The organism is Nannocystis exedens, assembly GCF_002343915.1.
GTDB lineage: Bacteria > Myxococcota_A > Polyangia > Nannocystales > Nannocystaceae > Nannocystis > Nannocystis exedens.
The window spans coordinates 7,664,794-7,684,560 of record NZ_NETK01000001.1 but is presented as its reverse complement, the minus strand read 5'-3'; the positions used below and the strand labels follow the sequence as shown (position 1 = coordinate 7,684,560).

Below are 19,767 nucleotides of genomic sequence, written 5' to 3'. Positions count from 1 at the left end.
GTCAGCTCACAAAGCGGGCCGCCGCCGCCGGCCGCGCCAGGCGAACCCGAACACCACGCCGAGCCCGAGCGCCGCGCTCCACGAGCCGCGGCGCAGGGCGCAGCGGACCCCGTCGCCGTCGTCGTAGTCGAAGCGGGCGTTCGAGGCCTTGAGGCTGGCGACGATCTGCGGGTCGAAGTCCTGCAGCAGCTGCGGCGCGCCGGCGGGGGCGATCTGCTCGACCCGCTGGGCCGCCGGCATGTCGGTGAACACCGGCCAGTTGCCGCTCTCGTCGAGCAGCACGCCGCGGCCGTTCGGCATGCGCATGCGGTTCGAGCCGGCGCAGGGGATCTCCATGATCCCCTGGCGGAGGTTCGAGACGTCGCCGAGGTCGGGGTTCTGGATGAACTCGGGGTCGACGGTCATCTCCTCCGGCGAGATGATCGTCAGCATGCGCGACAGATACGGCCAGCGGGCCAGCAGATCGACCGCACGCCGCCCCGGGTCGATGATCCGCTCCTGCATGGCCTTGGCGAACGCCGGCCCGCTCCACGCGTCGAGGTCGATCATGTCCTCGTAGGCCAGCATGTCCGCGTAGAAGATGTCCTCGGGGACCCCGGGCGGCGCCGGCAGGTACGTGCGCAGCAGCGGCAAGAGCTGCGGGTGGTTGTACGCGCAACCCTCGAACGAGCAGTCGACCAGGCCCTGCTCGACGAGCGCGTCGATGACCGAGATGCCGGCGTTGATCGGCATCGCCTCGACGAAGGTGTCGGCGTCCCAGCGGCCGCTGAAGACGCCGGCGGTGTTGACCACGCTCGACGGCCCCGCGTACTCGGTGACGAACCCGTGACCGTCGGCCATCGGCGCGTCGATCGCCCGCCGCACCACGTCGGTGTAGTTGTCGGCGCTGGTGGTCCAGTCGATCGCCACGTCGTTGAGCTCGACGTGCCGGTAGTTCGACGGCGCGTAGCGGCTGTGCCCGAGGCCGAACACCCGCACGCCCATGTCCGGCACCGCCGCGATGCCCGTCAGCCGCAGCGGCACGCACGGCGTGGTGCCGGCGTACGTCATCACGATCGGCTGCAGCTCCTCGACCCCGGCCCCGTGGCGGAGCTTCGCCGCCGCGAAGTAGAAGCCCTCGTCGAGGTACTCCTGCATGATCGGCCCGGCTGCGGGGTCCTGGTAGTAGCCGGCCGCCGCGAGCCACTGCCACACCTCGTCGGCCGTGCCGCCCTTGAGCACCACGATCTCGAACGGCCCGACGATCTCGCGCTTGACGACCTCGAACCCGCTGGTGTCGGAGGTGCCCTCGGTGCCGATGTCGTCCCCGCCGCTGCCCGCGACCCCGCCGTCCAGGGAGACCACGGCGCAGCCGAACGAGGGATCGTCGTCGTCGGCGCAGTCGCGCGCGACCGTGAAGCTGTAGGTCGGCACCGTCGCCGCCAGCAGGTTGGTGAACAGCAGCTCGGAGCCCACGGCGAAGTCCGGCTCCGCCGTCACGGGGATGACCCACCCGAACTTCTGTGGATCGCCGGTGTACTGGATCTGGATGTGCGCCTCGACCGTGCCCGCGTCCTCGTCGATGGCGAACAGGATGTTCTCGCCGGTCTGGTCGACCGGCGTCGGTTGGTTGTTGACCAGGTCGCAGAAGAAGCCGCCGCACGCGCGCGCCGGGGTCGGCGACAGCCAGAGCGCGAGCCCGGCGACGAGCCCGACGGAGACGACCAGAGAGCGTCGCAACATCTCCCGCATCACAGGCGATCGCCGACGCGCCGTCCAGGGGGTCGAGGAGGCCCCCATCACGCTCCGCACCAGGTCGCCGGACGTTGCAGGCCGACCCGCGCCGATCGGCGAACCGCATTTCGCGGCCCTCTTCAGGGACGAACCGCGAACGCGAGCGCCGAGCATCGCTGGCGGGCGGTGAGATCTCGACGCCCCGGGCTCGTCCCTCGGGCCGCGCATCCCATGCACGTCGGCTCCGCCGGGCTGCGCGCCGACCCGCGGAGGATTCGCGTCCCCCGCCGGACGAGCTCACGCCAGCCCATCGTGGCGCGACGGCGTTGTTCTTGGCGGCCCGATCGGCGCCTCGCGCGAGGGCTGTTCGCTCGCCGTGCGCGCGCCTCGTGGGGGCGCGGCAGACCGGCTGCGCGCTCGCTGCCGACGAGCCGCCATCACCTCGCGGGCGGGCGGCGAGGCGCCGTCCTCTCACGGTGCGCCCAGCGTCGCGCCATCCGCCGAAGCGGCGTCGCACCGGCAAGATCGCGTCTGCCGCTCGCGTCGCGGATGGAGCTCACGACGCTTCTCGCGAACGCCATCACGCGCGCTGCGGACCGAGCTCACGGCGCTCGCGTCGCTCGGCAGAGCCACGCAACATGCCGCCGCGTGCACGCGCCCCGCCGCGGACGCGCGGGGCCCGATCGCGCGGCGAACAACGTCCCCGTGCGATCAACTGCGACCGGGGCCGAGCGCCTTCGGGCCCGAGCCGCGCATCCACAGGTAACCGACCCCGCCGAGCAGCACGAGCGGCCAGAACACCAGCGCGGCGTAGGCCACCGCGGCCGAGCTCACGCCGGTGAGCGCAGCGGCGCCCGCTGCGGCCCCTGTGGTCGCCTGGCGCTGCTTGCTGTAGGCGTAAGTGGCGCCGGCGGTGCCGCAGCCGATGAGAAGCGCGAGGAGCATGAGCGGGACCTCCGGAAAAAGCGGTGTGCCGCAGTATAGTGCTTTCGTGGGGCGGGGCGAGCGGACTGGACGCCGGGCGGACGGCGGCTGATACTTCCGGCCGTGGCAGACGACCGGAAGAGCAACAGCGCCCGTGATTCGCGGCCCAGGGCTGCGGGCCCGGGTCCCGCGGGCGGACCGCAGCAGGACCGCTCGAGGCGAGAGCGCGGCAGGGGTCCGCGCGAGGGTGGCGAGTCGGCGGTGAGCGGCGCGGCTGGAGCCGAGGCTCGCCCGCCGCGCGAGGGTGGAGCCGAGGCTCGCCCGCCGCGCGACGGCGAGCGTGGCGAGCGGCGCCAGGGCGACCGCCCGCGGCGCGACGACGGCCCGCGCGGCGACCGTCGCGACGACCGACGCGGCGCACCGCCGCCGCGGCGCGACACCTCGTCGCCGCTGACCGCCTCGCTGTTCAGCGCCGTCCAGGACAAGGAGATGCCGTGCCGGATCGCCGGCTGCGAGAACACCTGGACGTGGTTCGCCGCCCAGCAGATCCGCGGCTTCGGCCAGAAGCCGCCCGAGCGGATGTGCGACCAGCACCTCGCGCAGTTCAGCGAGCTCGCCGACCGCGAGGTCCACTGCCGCACCCCCGGCTGCCCCAACACCTGGCTGTGGAAGCGCGGGGCCCAGCTCGCCGAGCTGCAGCGCCACGGCAAGCTGAGGAAGCCGGCCCGCCTGTGCAACGAGTGCGTGGCCGCCGAGCGCGACACCCACGACGCCGAGATGCCGTGCAAGGTCGAGGGCTGCCGGCGCAAGTGGATCTGGTCGCGCGACGCCCAGCTGCGCCACCGCCTGTGGGTCCTGCGCCAGCGGGCCCGCGCCCGCGCGCTCGAGGCCCGCGCCCACGAGTCGGCCGCCGAGGCCGCGGCGGTCGCCGCCGAGCCTGCCCCTTCGGACCTGTCCGCAGAGACAGCCAACGAGACCGCCGCGCCGCTCGCCGAGGCCACCGCCCCGGCGACCGACGAGGCCGCGGCGACGCCCGCGGGCGGCGAGGCCTCCGAGGCCGGTGAGGCCGGCAAGGCCGGGCCGGGCAAGAAGCGCCGGCGCCGGCGCAAGCAGCACATGCGCGCCGTGCCGGACCCGGAGGGCCCGCCGCAGCGCATGTGTGGCCTGTGCGCGCAGAAGCTCGGGCGCCTGGTCGCGCGCGAGGTCCCGTGCAAGGTGCACGGCTGCGTGCGCACGTGGACGTGGGACCGCGCCGGTCAGCTGCGGGCGTGGGTGCAGTCGGGCAGCGACGACGTCGACTTCGACCCGCCGGCGCCGAAGCGCATGTGCGAGACCTGCCGCGAGTTCTGCCGCAAGCACCCCGACCGGGAGATCCGCTGCGGCCGGCCCGGCTGCGAGTCGGTGTGGATGTACAAGACCGGCGCCCAGCTGCAGGCCTTCCTGGCCGGTCGGCTGCAGGACCCGCTCAAGCTGTGCGACGAGTGCGCCAAGGGCGAGTTCGCCAAGACGATCGAGGAGGCCGGCCTGCCCGAGGGCGCCGAGATCATGCCGTGCGTGGTCCCGGCGTGCGGCGGCACCTGGGTCTACATGCCGGGCCAGAAGCTGATGCACGTGCCCGACGGCGAGCTCGCGCCCGACCGCATGTGCCTCAAGTGCAAGCGTGAGCGCGGCCTGGCTCCCCCCGAGGAGCCCGCCGCCGAGCCCGCCGCCGAGCTCGAGATCTCGCCGGAGGACACCGAGGCGCCCGAGGACGACGGCGACGAGCTCCTCGCCGACGACCCCGAGCCGGCCGCGCACGACGACGGCGCGCCCGACGACGGCGCGCCCGACGACGGCGCGCCCGACGACGGCGCGCACGCCGACGATGACGAGCCGTTGACCGACGAGGAGCCGGCGGCGGACGACGAGGCCCGGGTGGCGACTTCGGATTGACGAGCCGCAGCGTCGCGTGCGAGCCTCCGCGGGCGCACGCGACGCTGCTCTCTCGACCGCGTCCTCCCGCTCCCGGGCCCTCGGGTCCGACGCTCGCCCCAGCGACTCCGACCGCTCCCGCGTGCGCGCCCTCTCCGACCGGACCTCGAGCCTCGCGCCCGGGTCCGGTCTCCCGCCCCGCCGCCGCAGGCCGAGGGGCGCCTGTCGCTCGGCACAGGGCCGAACGGGCAGGTCTCTTCGCACAGGTCATTCGAGACAGGCACTTCGAGACAGGTCCGATCGGCCATGGCCGCCAACCCGCTCCCGCGCTCCTTCGCCCTGGCCGAGACCCGGCGCCGCTACGAGGCCACCCCGCGGACCCTCGACGACGACCTGCAGCGGATGGCCCGCGGCGACCGCGGCTGCCTCGGCGACGCGGTCTCGGGCCTCGGCGCGCTCGGCATCCTGGTGTCGGGCGTGCTCGGCTACCTGGGCTTCGTCGGCATGGGCTTCATGGCGGTGTTCGCCGGGATGCTGATCGCCGGCTTCGTGCTCAGCGCGGCCGCCCAGACCCGCAGCGGCCCGGCCCGCTACAAGGCGCTGACCGAGGGCCCGCTGGCGCTCGGCCGCGTGCTGCGGGCCGACCCGGCCCTGTTCGAGCCGGGCGACGTGCCGTATCCGGCGCTGGTGGTGTTCGCCGTCGACGCGCCGCACCGCTTCGACGCGCCCTACCTCCACGGGGTGGCCAGGGCGCTGCTGGCCCTGCAAGACGCCGCGACCCCGCCCGCCGATCAGGCCGCGGTCGCGGCGATGCTGCGCGACCCCAACCAGACCGCGCCGCTGCGCGTCCCGCCCGCGCTCGCAGGCGCCGGCGACGCGTGGCTCGGGGTCGTGAGCGTCGACCCGCGCCGCCTGCCGGCCCGCCGCGTCGAGGACCACCTGGTCCCGGTGATCGCGGCGCCGGAGCTCGGCTTCGTCGAGCACGTCTAGCCTGCGCGCGGGCTCGCATGGCGCGAGTCGTTTCAGGGCCGTCGCTCGAGCAGCTGCGGGACGAGCACGAACGGGTAGTCCACCTCGACCGAGCCGCCCTCGGGCCGCGGGAACAGCCACCCGCCCACCGCCTCGCGCATGCAAGCGTGCAGCGTCTGGTCACCGATGTCGCTGGACTCGACCTTCGTCGCCGTCACCTCGCCCGCGGTCCCGATCGTGAACGCGACGAGCACGACCCCGTTGGCCTGCGCGTCGCGCTCGAGCGCCGCCGCGTAGCACGCCTCGATCTCGGGGCCGTGGGCGCGCACGACCCGGCGGATCAGGTCGTCGTCGAGCGAGCCCTGGGCCGCTTGCGCGCCGAAACAGGCCACGCACAGCGCGGCCGAGAGACCGAGGAGGATCTCGCTGATGTTCTTTCGCATGCCCGTGGCACGGACGCCCGCGCCGGAGGTTCCCGAAATTCGTCACGGCCTCGCGCGGCTCTTCCGCGCGGCGATCTCCGGGCCCTCGCCGGCCCATGAGGTCCGGACCCCCCGCACGGCCGTCACCGCTGCGGCTCTTCCTTCTTCACGGCTCCACGACGCGACTTCGTCGGCCCATCGAAGCTGCGGCTGCCTCGGGTCCTCGCCAGCGCAAGACGAGACGGTCCCGCGCGCGCCACCTCATCGGCCGCGGCTCCTCCTTCTCCGCACCCCGCGGCGCGACCTCGTCGGCCCGTCGAAGCTGCCCCCCGGCCTCGGCTTCGTCCGGCGTCGGCAGCGAGCCGCTCGCTCGCCGCCATCTCGGCCCGAGAGTTTCGGCCGAGCCCTGCGCGAGTCGCCGGCAGACGGACCCGCCGTGTGAGCTTCGCCGGCTCTCGCGTCGGCGTCCCCACCGCGGCGCCGTCACGCTCACCGTGGCCCGCGAGTGCGCGTGCCTGCCCGGAAACATCTGTCGGATCTGACCTGTCCTCTCGCACAGCCGGGCGACGCGCGAGCGCGCGGCCGGCCTCGACAACCGCGCGAGGGCCGGGGTATGAAGGCGACAGGGCGCCGACGACGCAGCGCCGAGATCCGATGAAGCAACCTGTCCGAATCGCCCTGTCCGTTGCGCTCTGTCTCTTGGTACCTGGCTGTAAGACCAGCCCGCCGCCGGCCCAGCCCGAGCCGGCCGCCGCGGCGCCTGCCCCGGCGCCTGCGCCCGCCCCGGCGGCCAGCGGCCCGGAGACGTGGATCGGCGCGGTCGAGCTGCCGGGCGACGGCAAGCTGCGGTTCATCGCCCGCCTCGATCCGCCGCGGCCCGACGATCCGAAGGCCGCGTGGAGCGGGCGGCTCGACATCCCGGCGCAGAGCGTCAAGGACTTCCCGCTGCAGGACGTGCGCGTCGCCGCCGACGGGCTCGACTTCGTGCTGGCCCCGCCCGGCGCGCCGGAGAACCAGTGGGCGATCTTCAGCTTCGACCGCGAGCACGGGGCCGACGACGTCAAGGGCAGCCTGAGCCAGGCCGGCCGCAGCCTGCCCGCCACCGCCCGCAAGCTGAAGCCCGGCGAGACCGCCGACGTGGCGCCGAAGCGGCCGCAGGAGCCGAAGCCGCCGTTCCCGTACGTCACCCGCGAGGCGGCGTTCGTCAGCGCGGCCAAGGACAAGGTCGCGCTGGCCGGCAGCTTCACCCTGCCCGAAGGGCCAGGTCCGTTCCCGGCCGTCGTCCTGCTGACCGGCTCGGGCGCGCAGGACCGCGACGAGGCGCTGATGGGCCACCGCCCGTTCTTCGTCCTCGCCGACCACCTCACCCGCGCCGGCTTCGCGGTGCTCCGCTTCGACGATCGCGGCGTCGGCGGCTCGAAGGGCGACCTCGACAGGGCGACCCAGCTCGACCTCGTCGGCGACGCCCGCGGCGCGCTCGACTGGCTGGCCCAGCAGCCCGAGGTCGACAAGACCAGGCTCGGGCTCATCGGCCACAGCGAGGGGGCGATGATCGCGGCGAAGACCGCCGGGGCCGACAAGCGCGTCGGCGCGATCGTGATGCTGGCCGGCCCGGGCGTGCCCGGCAAGGAGATCCTCGTCCAGCAGCTCGTCGCCCTGACCCGCGCCCGCGGCGTGGCCCAGGCCGACATCGACGCCCAGGTGGTGCTGCAGAAGCAGCTGCTCGACGGCGTGGCCGCCAAGAAGAAGCGCGCCGACCTCGAGCCGATCCTGCGCAAGCTCGTGACCCTGCAGACCGAGGGCGCGACGCCGGAGCAGGTCGAGGCGCTGGTCGGCGCCTCGCTGTCGTCGCTCGACACCCCGTGGTTCCACGACTTCCTCAAGGCCGACCCGCGCGCCGACCTGCGCAAGCTGAAGAAGACGCCGGTGCTGGCGCTGATCGGCGCGCTCGACCTCCAGGTGCCGGCCGACAGCAACATCCCCGAGCTCGAGCAGGCGCTGGCCAAGGCCGGCAACAAAGAGGCCACCGTCAAGGCGCTGCCCGGGCTCAACCACCTGTTCCAGCACGCGAAGACCGGCTCGCCCGCCGAGTACGGCGACATCGAGGAGACGATGGCCCCCGAGGCGCTCGACGAGGTGACCGGCTGGCTGCGCGCGCGCTGGCCCGCGCAATGACGTGGCGCGCCGCCTTCGACATGTCCATTGGGACATGTCTGAAAGGACCGGATCGCCCGCCGAGCTCGGCTCTCGGAGGGGCGATGGCACCGCGGCCCTCGACGAGGTGACCGGCTGGCTGCGCGAGCGCTGGCCCGCGCGATAGCGCAGGGGGCTGCGCCATCGACATATCCCCAGGGACATGTCCCGAGTTACGCCGGTGCAGGATCGTCCCGCCGCGCCCGCCCACGCGGGCCGGGTCTCGCTCGCCGGCTCCCTGCCCCCACACCAGCGTCGGCCGGGCGCGCCGCTCAGAACGCGAACCCGATGCTCGCCCCGTACGTGCGGAGCTGCGGGTCGTGCAGCGGCGCGAGCCCTCGCCAGCGCAGCCGCGCGCTCGGGCCCAGCCCGAGTCCGGCCTGGACGTCGCGGAGGCGTCGCAGCTGCGCCCCGCGGACGCCGAGCAGCACCGCGCCGGTGACGATGAGCGCCCCGCCGATGCCCGCGATCGCCAGCCCGGCCTCGCCGCCCTCGCCGAGCGTGAGGCCGATGTAGAGCCCGGCCCCGAGCGGCGCGAAGCCGACGCCGAGGAGGATGCCCCCGAGCTTCAGCCGCCGGCGATACCGGTCGTCCATGTACTGCGCGAAGCTCTGGAGCTCGCTGTCCTCGTCGTCGTCGCCCTCGGCGCGCTCCTCGGCCCGGTCCTTCTGGTCTTCCTGATAGTCGGCCCAGTACCCGCTCAGATCCTGCCCCAGCGCCCGTCCCAGGCGCCCCGCGTAGTCCTGCTCGCCGGCGAAATAGCGCGCCAGCCGTATCCCCTCGTCGCCGCCCTCCGGGGCCGGCGCCGTCGCCACGACCTGCGACTGCGCCGCTCCCGACGCGGGCGCCACGGCCTGCGGCTGCGGCCCCTCCGGTGTCGGCGCGCCCTGAACACCCACCGCGAGCAATACACCCAAGTAGTTCATGCTCGACAGCATGCACCACGCCGGAACCTTCGGCGAGTCCGACCTCGCCGCGCCGGCGCGAGCCCCATCGAAGCGGCATCGAAGGTCACCAGGACGGCCCCACGCCGCGCCCGGGGCGGCGACGACCGGGAGCCCTACCGGACTTGCGCGTCGTCCTGGACCGACATCGACGCAGTTCCGGCCTGGCCCCTGAACCGGCGACGCGCGGGGTCATCGTCCATGCCTCGCCAAACACGTTCTTTTGAACATGTCTATAAGAACATGTTCATGCACGCGGCAGCATCACCGCTCCGCTCGATTCACGGCGCGCGGACCAGCAGCATCGCGCCGAACGCCCCGGCGCCTCGCCGCATCGGTCCCGCGCGCCGGCCGTCCGACCGGTCGCCCGCGCCCGAGGAACCTCGTTCCCGCCGCGAACTGCCGCGCGCCGCGTGAGTGCGACCCATGGCGACCCTACAGCGCGCACGTGGGCGTGCCTCGGTATGGCTCGCAGCTCCCGCGATCGCCCCGCGCGTGCTCCTCTCGTCGCTGCCGCCGGCCGCCCTCGTTTTTTAAATTTGACAGGTACCTGTCGATCGCGACAAAGTCCCTGCCGTGGCGCGATGGACGGAAGCGGGGCGGGCCTTCACCGACCTCATCCTCGAGGTGTTCCGGCTCAACGGTCTGCTGCTCGAAGCGGGCGACCGGCTGGCCGCCCCCTCGGGCCTCACGAGCGCGCGCTGGCAGGTGCTCGGGGTCGCCGATCACGGGCCGGTGACGGTCGCCCAGGTCGCGCGGACCATGGGTCTGCGGCGCCAGAGCGTGCAGCAGACCGCGGACGCCCTGGCGCGCGACGGCTTCGTCGTGTTCGTCGACGACCCCGACGATCGCCGGGCCCGGCGGATCGCCCTGACCGCGGCCGGGCGTCGGGCGCTGCGCGCCGTCGAGGCGCGGCACGCCCTGTGGGTCGAGGCCCTCGCCGCGCGGGTCGACCTCCGCGCCTTGCGAGCCACCGTCGCCGCCCTGCGCGACGCCAACGTCCTCCTGCAATCACCGCCGCCGCGCGGCCCTCGCCGCCGCCGAAAGGACTAGAGACCGCATGTCGTCCGAGACGATGATCCCCGTGCTCCCGAGCGTGTCGCTCCCCGCCACCCTCGACTTCTACCGCCTGCTCGGCTTCGAGGTCACCTACGAGCAGACCAAACCCTACGTCTACGCGGCCACCCGCCGCGGCGGCATGGAAATCCACTTCATGGGCCTCAAGGAGCTCGACCCGAAGGACGCCTACAGCACGTGCCTGGTGATGGTCGACGAGGTCGAACAGCTGCACGCGACCTTCGCCGACGCGCTGCGCGGCGGCTACGGCAAGCTGCCGATCGCCGGGATCCCGCGGATCACCCGCATGAAGCCCGGGCAGACCCGCTTCACCATCGTCGACGTCGCCGGCAACTCGCTGATTTTTGTCAAAAAGGACGCCGGCGGCAGCGAGGACGAGGACGCGCTCGAGGCCGTCAAGCGCCGGCCCGGCGAGTCGCGGCTGGCCCACGGGGTCCGCTTCGCCGCGCGCCTGCGAGACTTCAAAAATGACGACGAGGCCGCCGCCCGCGTCCTCGACCTGGCCCTCGCCCGCCCCGAGCCCGGCGACCCCCTCGAGCGCGCCCGGGCCCTCGCCGCCCGCATCGAGCTGGCCGTCACCCTCGCCGACCCGGCCCGCGCCGACGCCCTCGGCGCCGAGCTCGCCGCGCTGCCGCTGTCCGCGGCACAGCGCGACGAGCTGGCCGCGGAGCTCGAGCGGGCCCGCGCGCTCCAGCGCTCGCAGGAGTGATCCTGTCCCTGGGGACATGTTTATCCGATCCCGCGCCGAGCCGCCGCAGCTCGCGCGGCCGCGCTCCAGCTTCGCGGCCTGATGCTGTCCCTCGGGACATGCCCCGTCCGATCGGGCGCGGGCCGCCGCAGCGCGAGCGCCGCGCAGCCCGGAGTCCTGCTGTCTTCAAAACATCTCCCTCTGCTCCTCACCGGCGCCACCCGCAGCGCGCCCCCGTAGCCCCGCGGCGCCGACCTCGCCGGCCAGCGGCCTCCTCCGTGCGCGTCCGTCCGCGAGCCGGGCTCGCCCGCGCGGGCCCGCGGGCCCGGCCCTCGCCCGCCATCCTGCATCCCGTGGCGCGCCTCTACTCCCCGTCGCTCGCGCTCGTCGGTCTGCTCGCCGCCTGCGGCCCATCGGCCGACACGATCGCCCCGCGCGACGACGAGTACCCGCCGACGGTGCAGCCGTACGACGACGACGATCCCGCGCCGGAGGCCGGCCTCCCCGCCTGGCACTCGCTCGGCGGAGCGATCGCCGAACCGGCCGCCACCCTCGGCGCCGACGGCCGCATCGAGGTGTTCGTGCGCGGCCGCGACGGCGCCCTGTGGCACATCCATCAGGTCGCGCCGAACAGCGGCTGGTCGGAGTGGTCCTCGCTCGGCGGTCGGCTGGCCGGCGGCGCGGTCGTCGGCGAGGACGGCGACGGTCGCCTCGACCTGTTCGCGCGCGGCAGCGACGGCGCGCTGTGGTACCTGCGGCAGGCCGGGCCGAAGCACGACTGGCCGGCGTGGACCCGGCTGGGCGGGCGGCTCCACCCCGGCGATCGGCCCGTGGTCGCGCGCGGGCTCGACGGGCACCTCGAGCTCTTCGTCCGCGCCCCCGACCGCTCGGTCCACCACCTGCGCGAGCTGCCCGGCCCGGCGTGGAGCACCTGGCAAGCGCTCGCCGGCGCCGTCGGGCCCTTCACCGCCGCGCGCGAGGGCGACGGTCGCCTCGTCCTGTTCGCCCGCAGCGACGACGGCGAGCTGCTGCAGCGCCGTCAGCTCGCCGTCGATGGCGCGTGGGGCGACTGGACCGCGCTCGGCGGGCGCTTCTACGGCGCGCCCGCGGTCGCCCGCAACCGCGACGGCCGCCTCGAGGTGTTCGTCCAGGGCGCGACCGGCGACCTGCTCCACCGCTGGCAGACCGCCCCGGCAGGCCCGTGGTCGCCGTGGGCCTCGCTCGGCGGCGCGCCCGGCGATCCGGTGGCGATCACCGCCCCCGACGGCCGGCTCGAGGTGTTCACGCGCGGCCTCGACTTCGCGCTGTGGCGGATCGGCCAGGTCACCCCGGGTGGCAGCTGGTCGCCGTGGACCTCGCTCGGCGGCCGCTTCAACGACCCGCCGGCGATCGCCGCCAACCAGGACGGCCGCCTCGAGGCGTTCGTCCGCGGCACCGACGACGCGCTGTGGCACCGCTGGCAGGCGCGGCCCGGCTGCTGCTGGTAAAAACACTTCGGGCCATGTCCGTACGGACATGGCCCGACAAACATGCCCTTTTTGGACATCAAGCCCGGCGAGCGCGCCAGCGGTCCCACAGCGGCTTGCCGCGGCGCCACAGCCAGGTGCCGGCGAAGATGTAGACCTCGAGCGCGAGCAGCAGCAGGAGCGGGTCGTAGGGCGCGCGCAGGCGGGTGTCGCCGAAGTAGATCGCGGCGGTGATCATCAGCGCCAGCACGTGCAGGGCGATGAGGCCGTAGCTGGCGATCGTGCGGCGCATGAACAGGGTGACGAGGCCGAGCACGACCGGCAGGGCGACGAAGGTGGTGTACAGCCCCTGCCACCAGATCGCGCGCGGGCGCCACAGGTCGCGGCCGGAGTCCGGCCACGGCGTGTTGTAGCCGGCGAGCAGCAGCACGTTGACGATCGCGTACTTGACCTGGCCCAGGAACCCGGTCTTGCGGATGCACTTGGCCATCAGCGCGTCGAGGGCGGCGGCGTCGGCGATGTAGCCGCGGTACTCGAGCTCCGGCCCGAGCGCGGGCTCGAGCTGGACCCACGAGCGCGGCGCCGTCTTGGCCCGCTTCTCGAGCTGGATCAGCGGCGGCGGGCCGAAGCGGATCTTGCCGCGCCCGGGCTGGGTCGGGGTCGCGGTGGCCTTCTTGTTGTGGCAGCGGCCGAACAGCTGGTTGAACTTGCCGTTCTCGCTGACGAGGCCGACGCGGCCCGTGTGGTGGTACATGCGCGCGGCCGAGAACCCGAGCACCGCGATCAGCGGGATGCCGGCGTACACCAGGTGGCGCCAGCGCACCTTCGGCAGGGCCTTGCGGTAGACCAGCCAGACCAGGCCGAACAGCGCGATCGACAGCAGGATCTGCGGCCGGCAGGCCGTCGCCAGCGCCGCGGTCACGCCGGTCAGCCAGGCGTCGCGGGTGCGCCCCTCCTGCACCAGGCGCACCAGGTAGAACATCGACGCCATCATGAACACGCCGAACGGGATCTCGCTCAGCGTGTAGCCGCCGAGCGAGATCAGCGGGTAGTAGAACACCAGCAGCGTCCCGAGCAGCGGCGGCACCCACTTGCGCGGGCTGATGCGCTCGGCGACCCGGTAGGCGAAGTAGACGATGCCGGTGCCCATCAGCGCGTAGGCCACGCCGATCGCGGTGAAGTTGTCCTTGCCGAACAGCGCCTTGACCAGCGCCAGCAGGAAGTGCGTCCCGTAGGGGAAGAACGCGTGGTACTCGTTGGGCGCGCCGAACTTGTCGATCATCTGGTCGGCCCGCGAGACGTAGCCCTTCATGTCCGAAGAGACATAGTCGCCGAGCGGGTGGACCAGCAGGTTCCAGTGCAGGCGGACGAGGAGGGCGCCGAGCACGATGACGAGCGGCCAGCGGTTGCGGTAGAGCCAGTCGAGAGCGCGTTGCACGGGAACCGGAGGGGGCGGAGAGTAGCAGCGTTCCGCACGCTGCGGGGAGGCGCAGGCGGGGCTCGGACGCCCCGGCGGCGACGCGGGCGCGGGCGCGCCCGACACGAATTGCGCAGCCTCACGGGCGCCCCCGCGACGGGACGCCCGCGAGCCGGCGAACGCGCTCAGTGCTGCGGGAACTCGACCCAGTGCGCGTCGCTCAGGTCGGCGAGCGCGCTGGCCTTGAGGCCGACGTCGGACAGCGTGAACACCTGCTCGCCGATGACGATCGAGCGGCGCAGCATCGGCGAGTAGTAGCAGCCGTAGTACTCGTCCCAGCACTCGTCGACCACCGGCTCGGGGTGCTGGATCTCGCCGACCAGCGAGATGCCGTCCTCCGCGTCGACGCGGAAGCCGAACGCGCCCTGCTCCCAGGTGTAGCCGAGGTTGTCGTCGTGGCTCGACCACTCGAGCGGCAGCATCGCCAGGCCCGTCTTGCCCCACCACAGGAACGCCTTGTGGTCGAACAGCGCCTCGGACCAGCCCCACTCGGAGCCGATCGCCGTCTTGTGCAGCTGCTTCGGCGCGGCGTCGTCGGACACGTCGAACAGCGCGAGCTGGAGGCCGAGCAGCTGGCCCTCCTCGGTGCCGTCGCGGCCGACGCCGAGCAGCAGGTCCTCGCCCACGGGGTGCAGGTAGGCCGAGAAGCCGGGGATCTTCAGCTCACCGGCGACGACGGGCTGGGTCGGGTCGCTGACGTCGACGGTGTACAGCGGGTCGGTCTGGCGGAACGTGACCACGTAGCCCTTGTCGCCGATGAAGCGCACGCCGTGGATCTGCTCGGTCTTGCCGAGGCCGCCGACCTGGCCGATCTGCTGCAGCTCGTCGCCCTCCTGGCGCAGCACGCTGACGAAGCTCTCCGAGGTCTCCGTGTCCCAGCCGAGGCTGTCGGTGCTGGCCACCCGCAGGTCGCCCTCGTACTCCGACATCGCCCACTGGCTGAGCAGCCAGCCGCGCACCGAGCCCGACGCGACGTACGCGGCGCGCGAGCGGTCCTGGATGTCGAACTTGTGGATGTACGTGGTGTGGCCCTGCGCCTCGGCCGAGGCCTCCGGGTCCCAGTCGGCCGGGTTCCACGGGGTCGTCGCCACGTAGAGGTTCTGCTTCGAGGCGTAGACCGTCTCGCCCTGGGAGAACACGCCGACGCCGCCGGTCGGGGTCAGGTGGCCGTCGAGGTCGACCGTCAGCACGCCGAGGGTCGACAGGCCGGAGTAGACGCCGGGGTGCATGACGTCGTCGCAGGCCAGCAGCACGCCGGTGGTGATCGAGGCTTGCCCCTGGGACAGGTCCTCGCGGACATAGCGCGGCAGCCAGTTCTCGATCGTCGAGCCGTCGATGACCGCGGTGTTGTACACCTTGGACTGCGACAGGGCGATCTGCCACAGGTGGTCGTAGAGCGCCTCGCTGGCGCCGCCCTGCTCGTAGGCCTCGTAGTCGAAGAACTCGTACGGCTCCTTGAGCTTCAGCCCGTTCGGCTGCGAGCGCACGACCACGCGGGCGACGCCGTCGACCATGCGGGCGCTGACCAGGTCGCCGGTGATGTGGAGGTTCGACACGATCTTCATCGCGTCGGGGTTCGAGATGTCGACCTCGATCAGGCGGGTGACGCCGTTGTAGTAGTCGGGCCCGAAGTACTGCTGCAGGTCGACGCCCGCCGGCTGCGGCGCGCCGTCCCAATCGCCATAGTAGTGGGGCCAGGTGCGGACCAGCAGCAATGCGCGGTCCTCGTGCATGAACAGCTGCGCGTCATACAGGTCGGCGCCGAGCTCGAGCGAGCTGCGCAGCGTCGGCGACGCGCCGGACACGTCGACGAAGTGGAGCTTGCCGCGGGCGAACGCCAGGATCCGCTCGCCGTCGGTCTTGACGATGTCGGGCTCGTCGACGCCCGCCTCCTGCACGTTGGTGCCGGAGTAGTCGTCGCCGTTGCCGCCGTCGCCGTTGTCGTCGCCGCCGTCTTGCGGGGCCTCGCCGCCGTCGCCGCCCGACTCGCCGCCGCCGTCGGTGCCGCTGCCGGTGAGGCCGTCGCCCCCGGCGGGTTCGCCGAACCAGCCGCCGCTGTAGTCGTGGCCGTGGAGGTTGCCGTACTTCTCGATCAGGCCCTTGGCCTCGCCCTTCGTGTAGCTGAGCAGGTCGTCGCAGCCGTCGAAGCCGTAGAGGACGCGCGGGTCGAGGTCGCCGCCGGGCGGGTCCCGGTCCGAACAGCCGGTGGCGAGGGCGCCGATGAAGAGGAAAGCGGGGAGCGCAAGCGCGAAGGGGCGGGACATAAGGAAGGTCTCCGATGCGAGCGCGGCCGGCACGGCCGCGGCTTTTGACAGGTCAAGGTCGCCGGGGGGGTCTCCGCGGCGATGCGGCCCCTTGAGCACGCCGCGTGCCAACGGCCCCCCGCGGCCTCCGCCGGCCTGGCCGACGCTTTCGACCCAGACCGCGCCGTCACGCCCGGGGGTGGTGCGACCCCGGCGCCCGGACGTCGCCGCCACCCTGCGGCGCCGCCGCTGCGACGATTTTTTCACGAGTTAACACACGGTGCGCAATCGGCTACTCACCCCCTGCGCACGGAGGGCTCCCGGTCGGCGCATAGTCCGCCGCCTCAGAGGCGCCCTGATGTTCTGTTAACACATCAGAGAAACATAAAGACAGGTCCTAAAGGACATGTCGCATACGCCATATGTGCATTGAGCGCCAATGCGGCCGAGTCCGCAGCGGGCGCCTCGCCGCGTTGACATGATCTTGATGTTGACGAAATCTTGACGGCAGAGGTGCTCGCATGAAATCCACCAAGATCCTCACGCTCGCCGCCACTACTATGCTTGGGCTCGGTTTGACCGGTGTAAAGACCGTGTACGGAGCGGAGCCGGCGAAACCCGGCAAAAACGACGATACCGACCGCGTCGTCGAGATCGACGGCGAGGCGGCCGCCCCGAAGCTGGTGGATTTCGTCACCGACGACATCGTCCTGCCCGCCGACGAGCACGCCCAGCGGCTGGCGCTCCCGGCCCGGGTCTACAAGCCGAAGTTCAAGAAGGGCGTCGGCCCCGGCCCGGCGGTGCTGGTGATGCACGGCTCGGGCGGCCTGCACAAGATGCCGAACGGCAACGACGCCGGCGCGTGCAGCCGCGACCTCGAGGACCAGTACGACCGCTGGGGCAAGGATCTCGCCAGGCGCGGCTACGTGGTGCTGATGCCGTCGAGCTACACCGCGCGCGGCTTCTGCGACATGCACTCCGACGAGGACCGGATCCCCGAGGGCTTCGACAAGCGGCCCGAGGCGATCCTCAGCCGGCTCTACGACATGGACGTGGCCGCGCGATACCTCTGCGACATGGACGAGGTCGACTGCGAGCGCATGGGCGTGCTCGGCTTCTCCCACGGCGCGACGATGGCCATGCTCGCGCTCCACTGGCAGATGGATCACGCGATCGAGTACTACCGCGATCACGTGCTCGACCCGGAGATCGTCGGCTTCGAGGTGAAGGACCTCCCGGAGGATCGGCCGCAGTTCAAGGTCGGCGTCGCCTACTACCCCGGCTGCGGCACCGACGGCTTCTTGCCGAAGGAGATCGACGAGCGCGCCGACATCCGCAACAAGTACTTCCCGACCGCCGACCTCTACGTGCTCCACGCCTCGCGCGACGAGCTGGCGAGGATCTGCACCGTCGACGAGTCGGTCAAGGACGCCAGCGGCGAGCGCGAGATCCAGTCGGCGCAGGTCGCCGCCGAGCTGGGCGTCGACGACCGCTACAACATCGAGGTCTACGAGCGCGCCGGCCACGGCTTCGACTCCGACGAGAAGGAGGCGAACGAGCCCGGCAACTTCGACGCCGCCAAGCACGCGCGCTCGGTCGCGCTCCACCAGCTGTATTCGCACTTGAACTGAGCGCATCCGCCCGCGCGAAGCGCATCACGCGCACGGCACACCTGTCCTTTGTGACAGATGCATCAATAGCCCATCAACGCCCCGGGACGCGGCACTCCAGCCGCGCCACCGCACACGAGGCCGCCGACGTGACGCAGGTTGCTTGTCGCATCGGCGGCCTTTCCTACCCTCGGAGGCGTTACAGGGGGGGCATTGTATGCCATCAAGTGTGGGAAGCACGGTTGCGTATACTCGTAGGATTGCGTCCTGGGCGACGCTGCTGGCGGTCGTCGGCGGCTGTCCGAACGACGATACCGGCATCGGCAGCGCGACCGACGGGGGCAGCGGGACCGGCGATACTGCGGCGCCGGCGACCGATACCACCGCCCTACCGACCACCACCCATTCAGGGGTATCGGGCTCCATGGGCGACGACCCCACCGGCTGGCAGACCACGGGCACGACCGACCCGGTCGGCCCGTGCGGCGCCGACCCGCTGTGCGGCATCCCGCCCGAGGAGCACGAGCCCACGCCCAAGCCGGACGGCCTGCCGAGCCCCCTCCCGGGCGTCTACGACGACCAGGGCCCGGCCCCGCTCGACAACGGGTTCCGCTCGCTGATGGGCTTCCCGAACCGCCAGCGCGCGCTGCTCGAGGAGCGGGTGGCGCGGATCTACGACCCCGACAGCCCCGAGTTCCGCAAGTACCTCAGCGTCGACGAATGGATGGCCGACCACGCCCCGCTGGGCGCCGACGTCGAGCTCGTCAAGGCGTGGCTCAAATCGCGCAATTTCACGATCAACTTCGAGGCCAAGAACCGCCTCCTCATCCACTTCAGCGGCACGGTCAAGGACTTCAACGAGGCCTTCGCCACCGAGCTGCACATCTGCATGCGCAAGAACCCGCTGCACAGCGGCGACCCATTCCCGGTCTATTGCACGCTGGACAGCTTCACCCTGCCCAAATTCGTCGCCGAGCGCACCAACGGCCTGGCCGCCGCGGACCTGCCGGCCGAGACGGGCACGCTGGTCAAGGAGGTCGGCGAGGTGCACGAGGATTACCCGGGCGACCAGGCCTACGGCCCGCCGGCGTTCTTCGGCGCCTACAACATGATCCCGCTGTTCGAGCAGGGTTACACCGGCCAGGGCTCGGCGGTCGGCGTGGTCGGGGCCGGCACCTACCATTCGATCGACCTGCAGATCTTCTGGAAGTCGTTCGGCATCGAGCGGGCCCTGCCGACCCGCGTCAACCTGATGGAGCCGGTGTTCGAGCGCGTCACCGAGACCGTGCTCGACACCCAGTGGTCGACGTCGCTGGCGCCCGGGGCCGACGCGTACGTCTACGAGGGCCCCGACGCGCGCAACACCGCGCTGCTGTTCGCCTGGAACGAGGCGATCGGCGACAACAAGGTCGACGTGCTGTCGACGTCGTTCGCCCACCGCGAGGACTCCGAGGCCAAGACGCTGCGCCACCAGTACGACGAATCGGCGCTGATGGGCGCGGCGCTCGGCATGACCCTGCTGTCGGCCAGCGGCGACTCGGCCAACCCCGACACGCCGTGCTCGAGCCCGTACGTGACCTGCGTCGGCGGCACCAACCTGGTCGCCAGCGTCGACGGCGAGATCGAGTCGGAGACGGCGTGGTCGCAGTCCGGCTCGGGCCAGTCGAAGTCGTTCGCGCTGCCGTACTGGCAGATGGCCGACGTCGACAGCAAGACCCGCTCGATGTGCGACCTGGCGCTGTCGTCCTCGCCCGAGAACCCGATGTGGATGCGCCGCTGGACCAATTGGGAGCACTACGGCGGGACCTCGTTCGCCTCGCCGGCGTTCGCCGGGATGGTCGCGGTCATCAACAGCTACCGCAAGGCCCACGGCAAGCCGCGCGTCGGCTACCTCAACCCGATCATTTACCTCCACGGCCCGACCCGCGCGACCTTCCGCGACATCACCGAGGGCGCCACCAAGTACTGGCCGGCGGGCGTCGGCTGGGACTACCCGACCGGCCTCGGCGCACCCGACGTCGCCGCCCTCGCCGAGGTCATCCCCTGAGGCCCCGCGCGGGCCCCAGGCCCGCACGCAGCGCTGAGGCAGGTCGACTTCGGCCTGTCTTGTGGAACGTGGACTCCGGGGAG

The 19,767-nt window shown here is 72.5% G+C and carries 14 protein-coding genes; 8 read left to right on the top strand and 6 right to left on the bottom strand.

Features of this window, described 5'->3' with window-relative positions; translation table 11 throughout:
• Nucleotides 1–6: 6 nt before the first annotated feature.
• Both NAEX_RS30195 and NAEX_RS30190 read right to left on the bottom strand, forming a co-directional pair.
• Entirely contained in the window at nt 7–1,722 is a 1,716-nt protein-coding gene (locus NAEX_RS30195) for a DUF2330 domain-containing protein (RefSeq protein WP_170136113.1), read from the bottom strand.
• Nucleotides 1,723–2,424: 702 nt separating this feature from the next.
• Nucleotides 2,425–2,658 (bottom strand): hypothetical protein, encoded by a 234-nt coding sequence (locus NAEX_RS30190; protein WP_096330942.1) that lies wholly within the window; start codon nt 2,656–2,658, stop codon nt 2,425–2,427.
• 240 nt (nt 2,659–2,898) lie between these two features.
• On the opposite strand from NAEX_RS30190, the gene NAEX_RS30185 reads away from it, so the two are divergent.
• Both NAEX_RS30185 and NAEX_RS30180 read left to right on the top strand, forming a co-directional pair.
• The gene (locus tag NAEX_RS30185) at nt 2,899–4,569 is read left to right on the top strand and encodes a hypothetical protein (RefSeq protein ID WP_096330941.1); all 1,671 of its coding nucleotides are present in this window, start codon (nt 2,899–2,901) and stop codon (nt 4,567–4,569) included.
• A 285-nt stretch (nt 4,570–4,854) separates the two neighbouring features.
• Complete coding sequence (locus NAEX_RS30180) at nt 4,855–5,538, top strand: hypothetical protein (protein WP_096330940.1); 684 nt, start codon at nt 4,855–4,857, stop codon at nt 5,536–5,538.
• A gap of 32 nt (nt 5,539–5,570) precedes the next feature.
• Here the strand turns inward: NAEX_RS30180 and NAEX_RS30175 are convergent, their stop codons facing one another.
• Nucleotides 5,571–5,960 carry an AgmX/PglI C-terminal domain-containing protein gene (locus tag NAEX_RS30175; RefSeq protein WP_096330939.1) on the bottom strand — a complete coding sequence of 130 codons (390 nt, stop codon included), beginning with the start codon at nt 5,958–5,960 and terminating at the stop codon, nt 5,571–5,573.
• 633 nt (nt 5,961–6,593) lie between these two features.
• Here NAEX_RS30175 and NAEX_RS30170 point away from each other — a divergent pair.
• Nucleotides 6,594–8,114 carry an alpha/beta hydrolase family protein gene (locus NAEX_RS30170; protein WP_096330938.1) on the top strand — a complete coding sequence of 507 codons (1,521 nt, stop codon included), beginning with the start codon at nt 6,594–6,596 and terminating at the stop codon, nt 8,112–8,114.
• Between the two features lie 290 nt (nt 8,115–8,404).
• Here the strand turns inward: NAEX_RS30170 and NAEX_RS30165 are convergent, their stop codons facing one another.
• Nucleotides 8,405–9,058 (bottom strand): hypothetical protein, encoded by a 654-nt coding sequence (locus tag NAEX_RS30165; RefSeq protein WP_143141091.1) that lies wholly within the window; start codon nt 9,056–9,058, stop codon nt 8,405–8,407.
• A 594-nt stretch (nt 9,059–9,652) separates the two neighbouring features.
• Here NAEX_RS30165 and NAEX_RS30160 point away from each other — a divergent pair.
• From NAEX_RS30160 to NAEX_RS30150, 3 genes are all read left to right on the top strand, one after another.
• Nucleotides 9,653–10,129 carry a MarR family winged helix-turn-helix transcriptional regulator gene (locus NAEX_RS30160; RefSeq protein ID WP_096330936.1) on the top strand — a complete coding sequence of 159 codons (477 nt, stop codon included), beginning with the start codon at nt 9,653–9,655 and terminating at the stop codon, nt 10,127–10,129.
• 7 nt (nt 10,130–10,136) lie between these two features.
• Nucleotides 10,137–10,862: a VOC family protein gene (locus tag NAEX_RS50900; RefSeq protein WP_143141092.1), complete on the top strand. Its 726-nt coding sequence runs from the start codon at nt 10,137–10,139 to the stop codon at nt 10,860–10,862.
• A gap of 332 nt (nt 10,863–11,194) precedes the next feature.
• Nucleotides 11,195–12,328 (top strand): PLL family lectin, encoded by a 1,134-nt coding sequence (locus NAEX_RS30150; protein WP_096330934.1) that lies wholly within the window; start codon nt 11,195–11,197, stop codon nt 12,326–12,328.
• 58 nt (nt 12,329–12,386) lie between these two features.
• Here NAEX_RS30150 and NAEX_RS30145 read toward each other — a convergent pair whose 3' ends face one another.
• Together NAEX_RS30145 and NAEX_RS30140 are read right to left on the bottom strand one after the other, a co-directional pair.
• Entirely contained in the window at nt 12,387–13,745 is a 1,359-nt protein-coding gene (locus tag NAEX_RS30145; RefSeq protein WP_096330933.1) for an ArnT family glycosyltransferase, read from the bottom strand.
• 164 nt (nt 13,746–13,909) lie between these two features.
• On the bottom strand, nt 13,910–16,048 hold the full coding sequence (locus NAEX_RS30140; RefSeq protein ID WP_096330932.1) for a beta-propeller domain-containing protein: 2,139 nt from the start codon (nt 16,046–16,048) through the stop codon (nt 13,910–13,912).
• A gap of 500 nt (nt 16,049–16,548) precedes the next feature.
• On the opposite strand from NAEX_RS30140, the gene NAEX_RS30135 reads away from it, so the two are divergent.
• A complete protein-coding gene (locus NAEX_RS30135; RefSeq protein ID WP_096330931.1) occupies nt 16,549–17,658 on the top strand; it encodes a dienelactone hydrolase family protein in 1,110 nt (369 codons plus the stop codon).
• A gap of 403 nt (nt 17,659–18,061) precedes the next feature.
• On the top strand, nt 18,062–19,684 hold the full coding sequence (locus NAEX_RS30130) for a S53 family peptidase (RefSeq protein ID WP_143141093.1): 1,623 nt from the start codon (nt 18,062–18,064) through the stop codon (nt 19,682–19,684).
• The last annotated feature ends 83 nt before the right edge of the window (nt 19,685–19,767 follow it).

Bases quoted from the DNA above. Each gene is read 5' to 3' on its own strand.
- NAEX_RS50900 (WP_143141092.1), top strand. From the start codon at position 10,137: ATGTCGTCCGAGACGATGATCCCCGTGCTCCCGAGCGTGTCGCTCCCC.
- NAEX_RS30195 (WP_170136113.1), bottom strand. From the start codon at position 1,722: ATGTTGCGACGCTCTCTGGTCGTCTCCGTCGGGCTCGTCGCCGGGCTC.
- NAEX_RS30130 (WP_143141093.1), top strand. From the start codon at position 18,062: ATGGGCGACGACCCCACCGGCTGGCAGACCACGGGCACGACCGACCCG.
- NAEX_RS30140 (WP_096330932.1), bottom strand. From the start codon at position 16,048: ATGTCCCGCCCCTTCGCGCTTGCGCTCCCCGCTTTCCTCTTCATCGGC.
- NAEX_RS30180 (WP_096330940.1), top strand. From the start codon at position 4,855: ATGGCCGCCAACCCGCTCCCGCGCTCCTTCGCCCTGGCCGAGACCCGG.
- NAEX_RS30135 (WP_096330931.1), top strand. From the start codon at position 16,549: ATGAAATCCACCAAGATCCTCACGCTCGCCGCCACTACTATGCTTGGG.
- NAEX_RS30175 (WP_096330939.1), bottom strand. From the start codon at position 5,960: ATGCGAAAGAACATCAGCGAGATCCTCCTCGGTCTCTCGGCCGCGCTG.
- NAEX_RS30170 (WP_096330938.1), top strand. From the start codon at position 6,594: ATGAAGCAACCTGTCCGAATCGCCCTGTCCGTTGCGCTCTGTCTCTTG.
- NAEX_RS30190 (WP_096330942.1), bottom strand. From the start codon at position 2,658: ATGCTCCTCGCGCTTCTCATCGGCTGCGGCACCGCCGGCGCCACTTAC.
- NAEX_RS30165 (WP_143141091.1), bottom strand. From the start codon at position 9,058: ATGAACTACTTGGGTGTATTGCTCGCGGTGGGTGTTCAGGGCGCGCCG.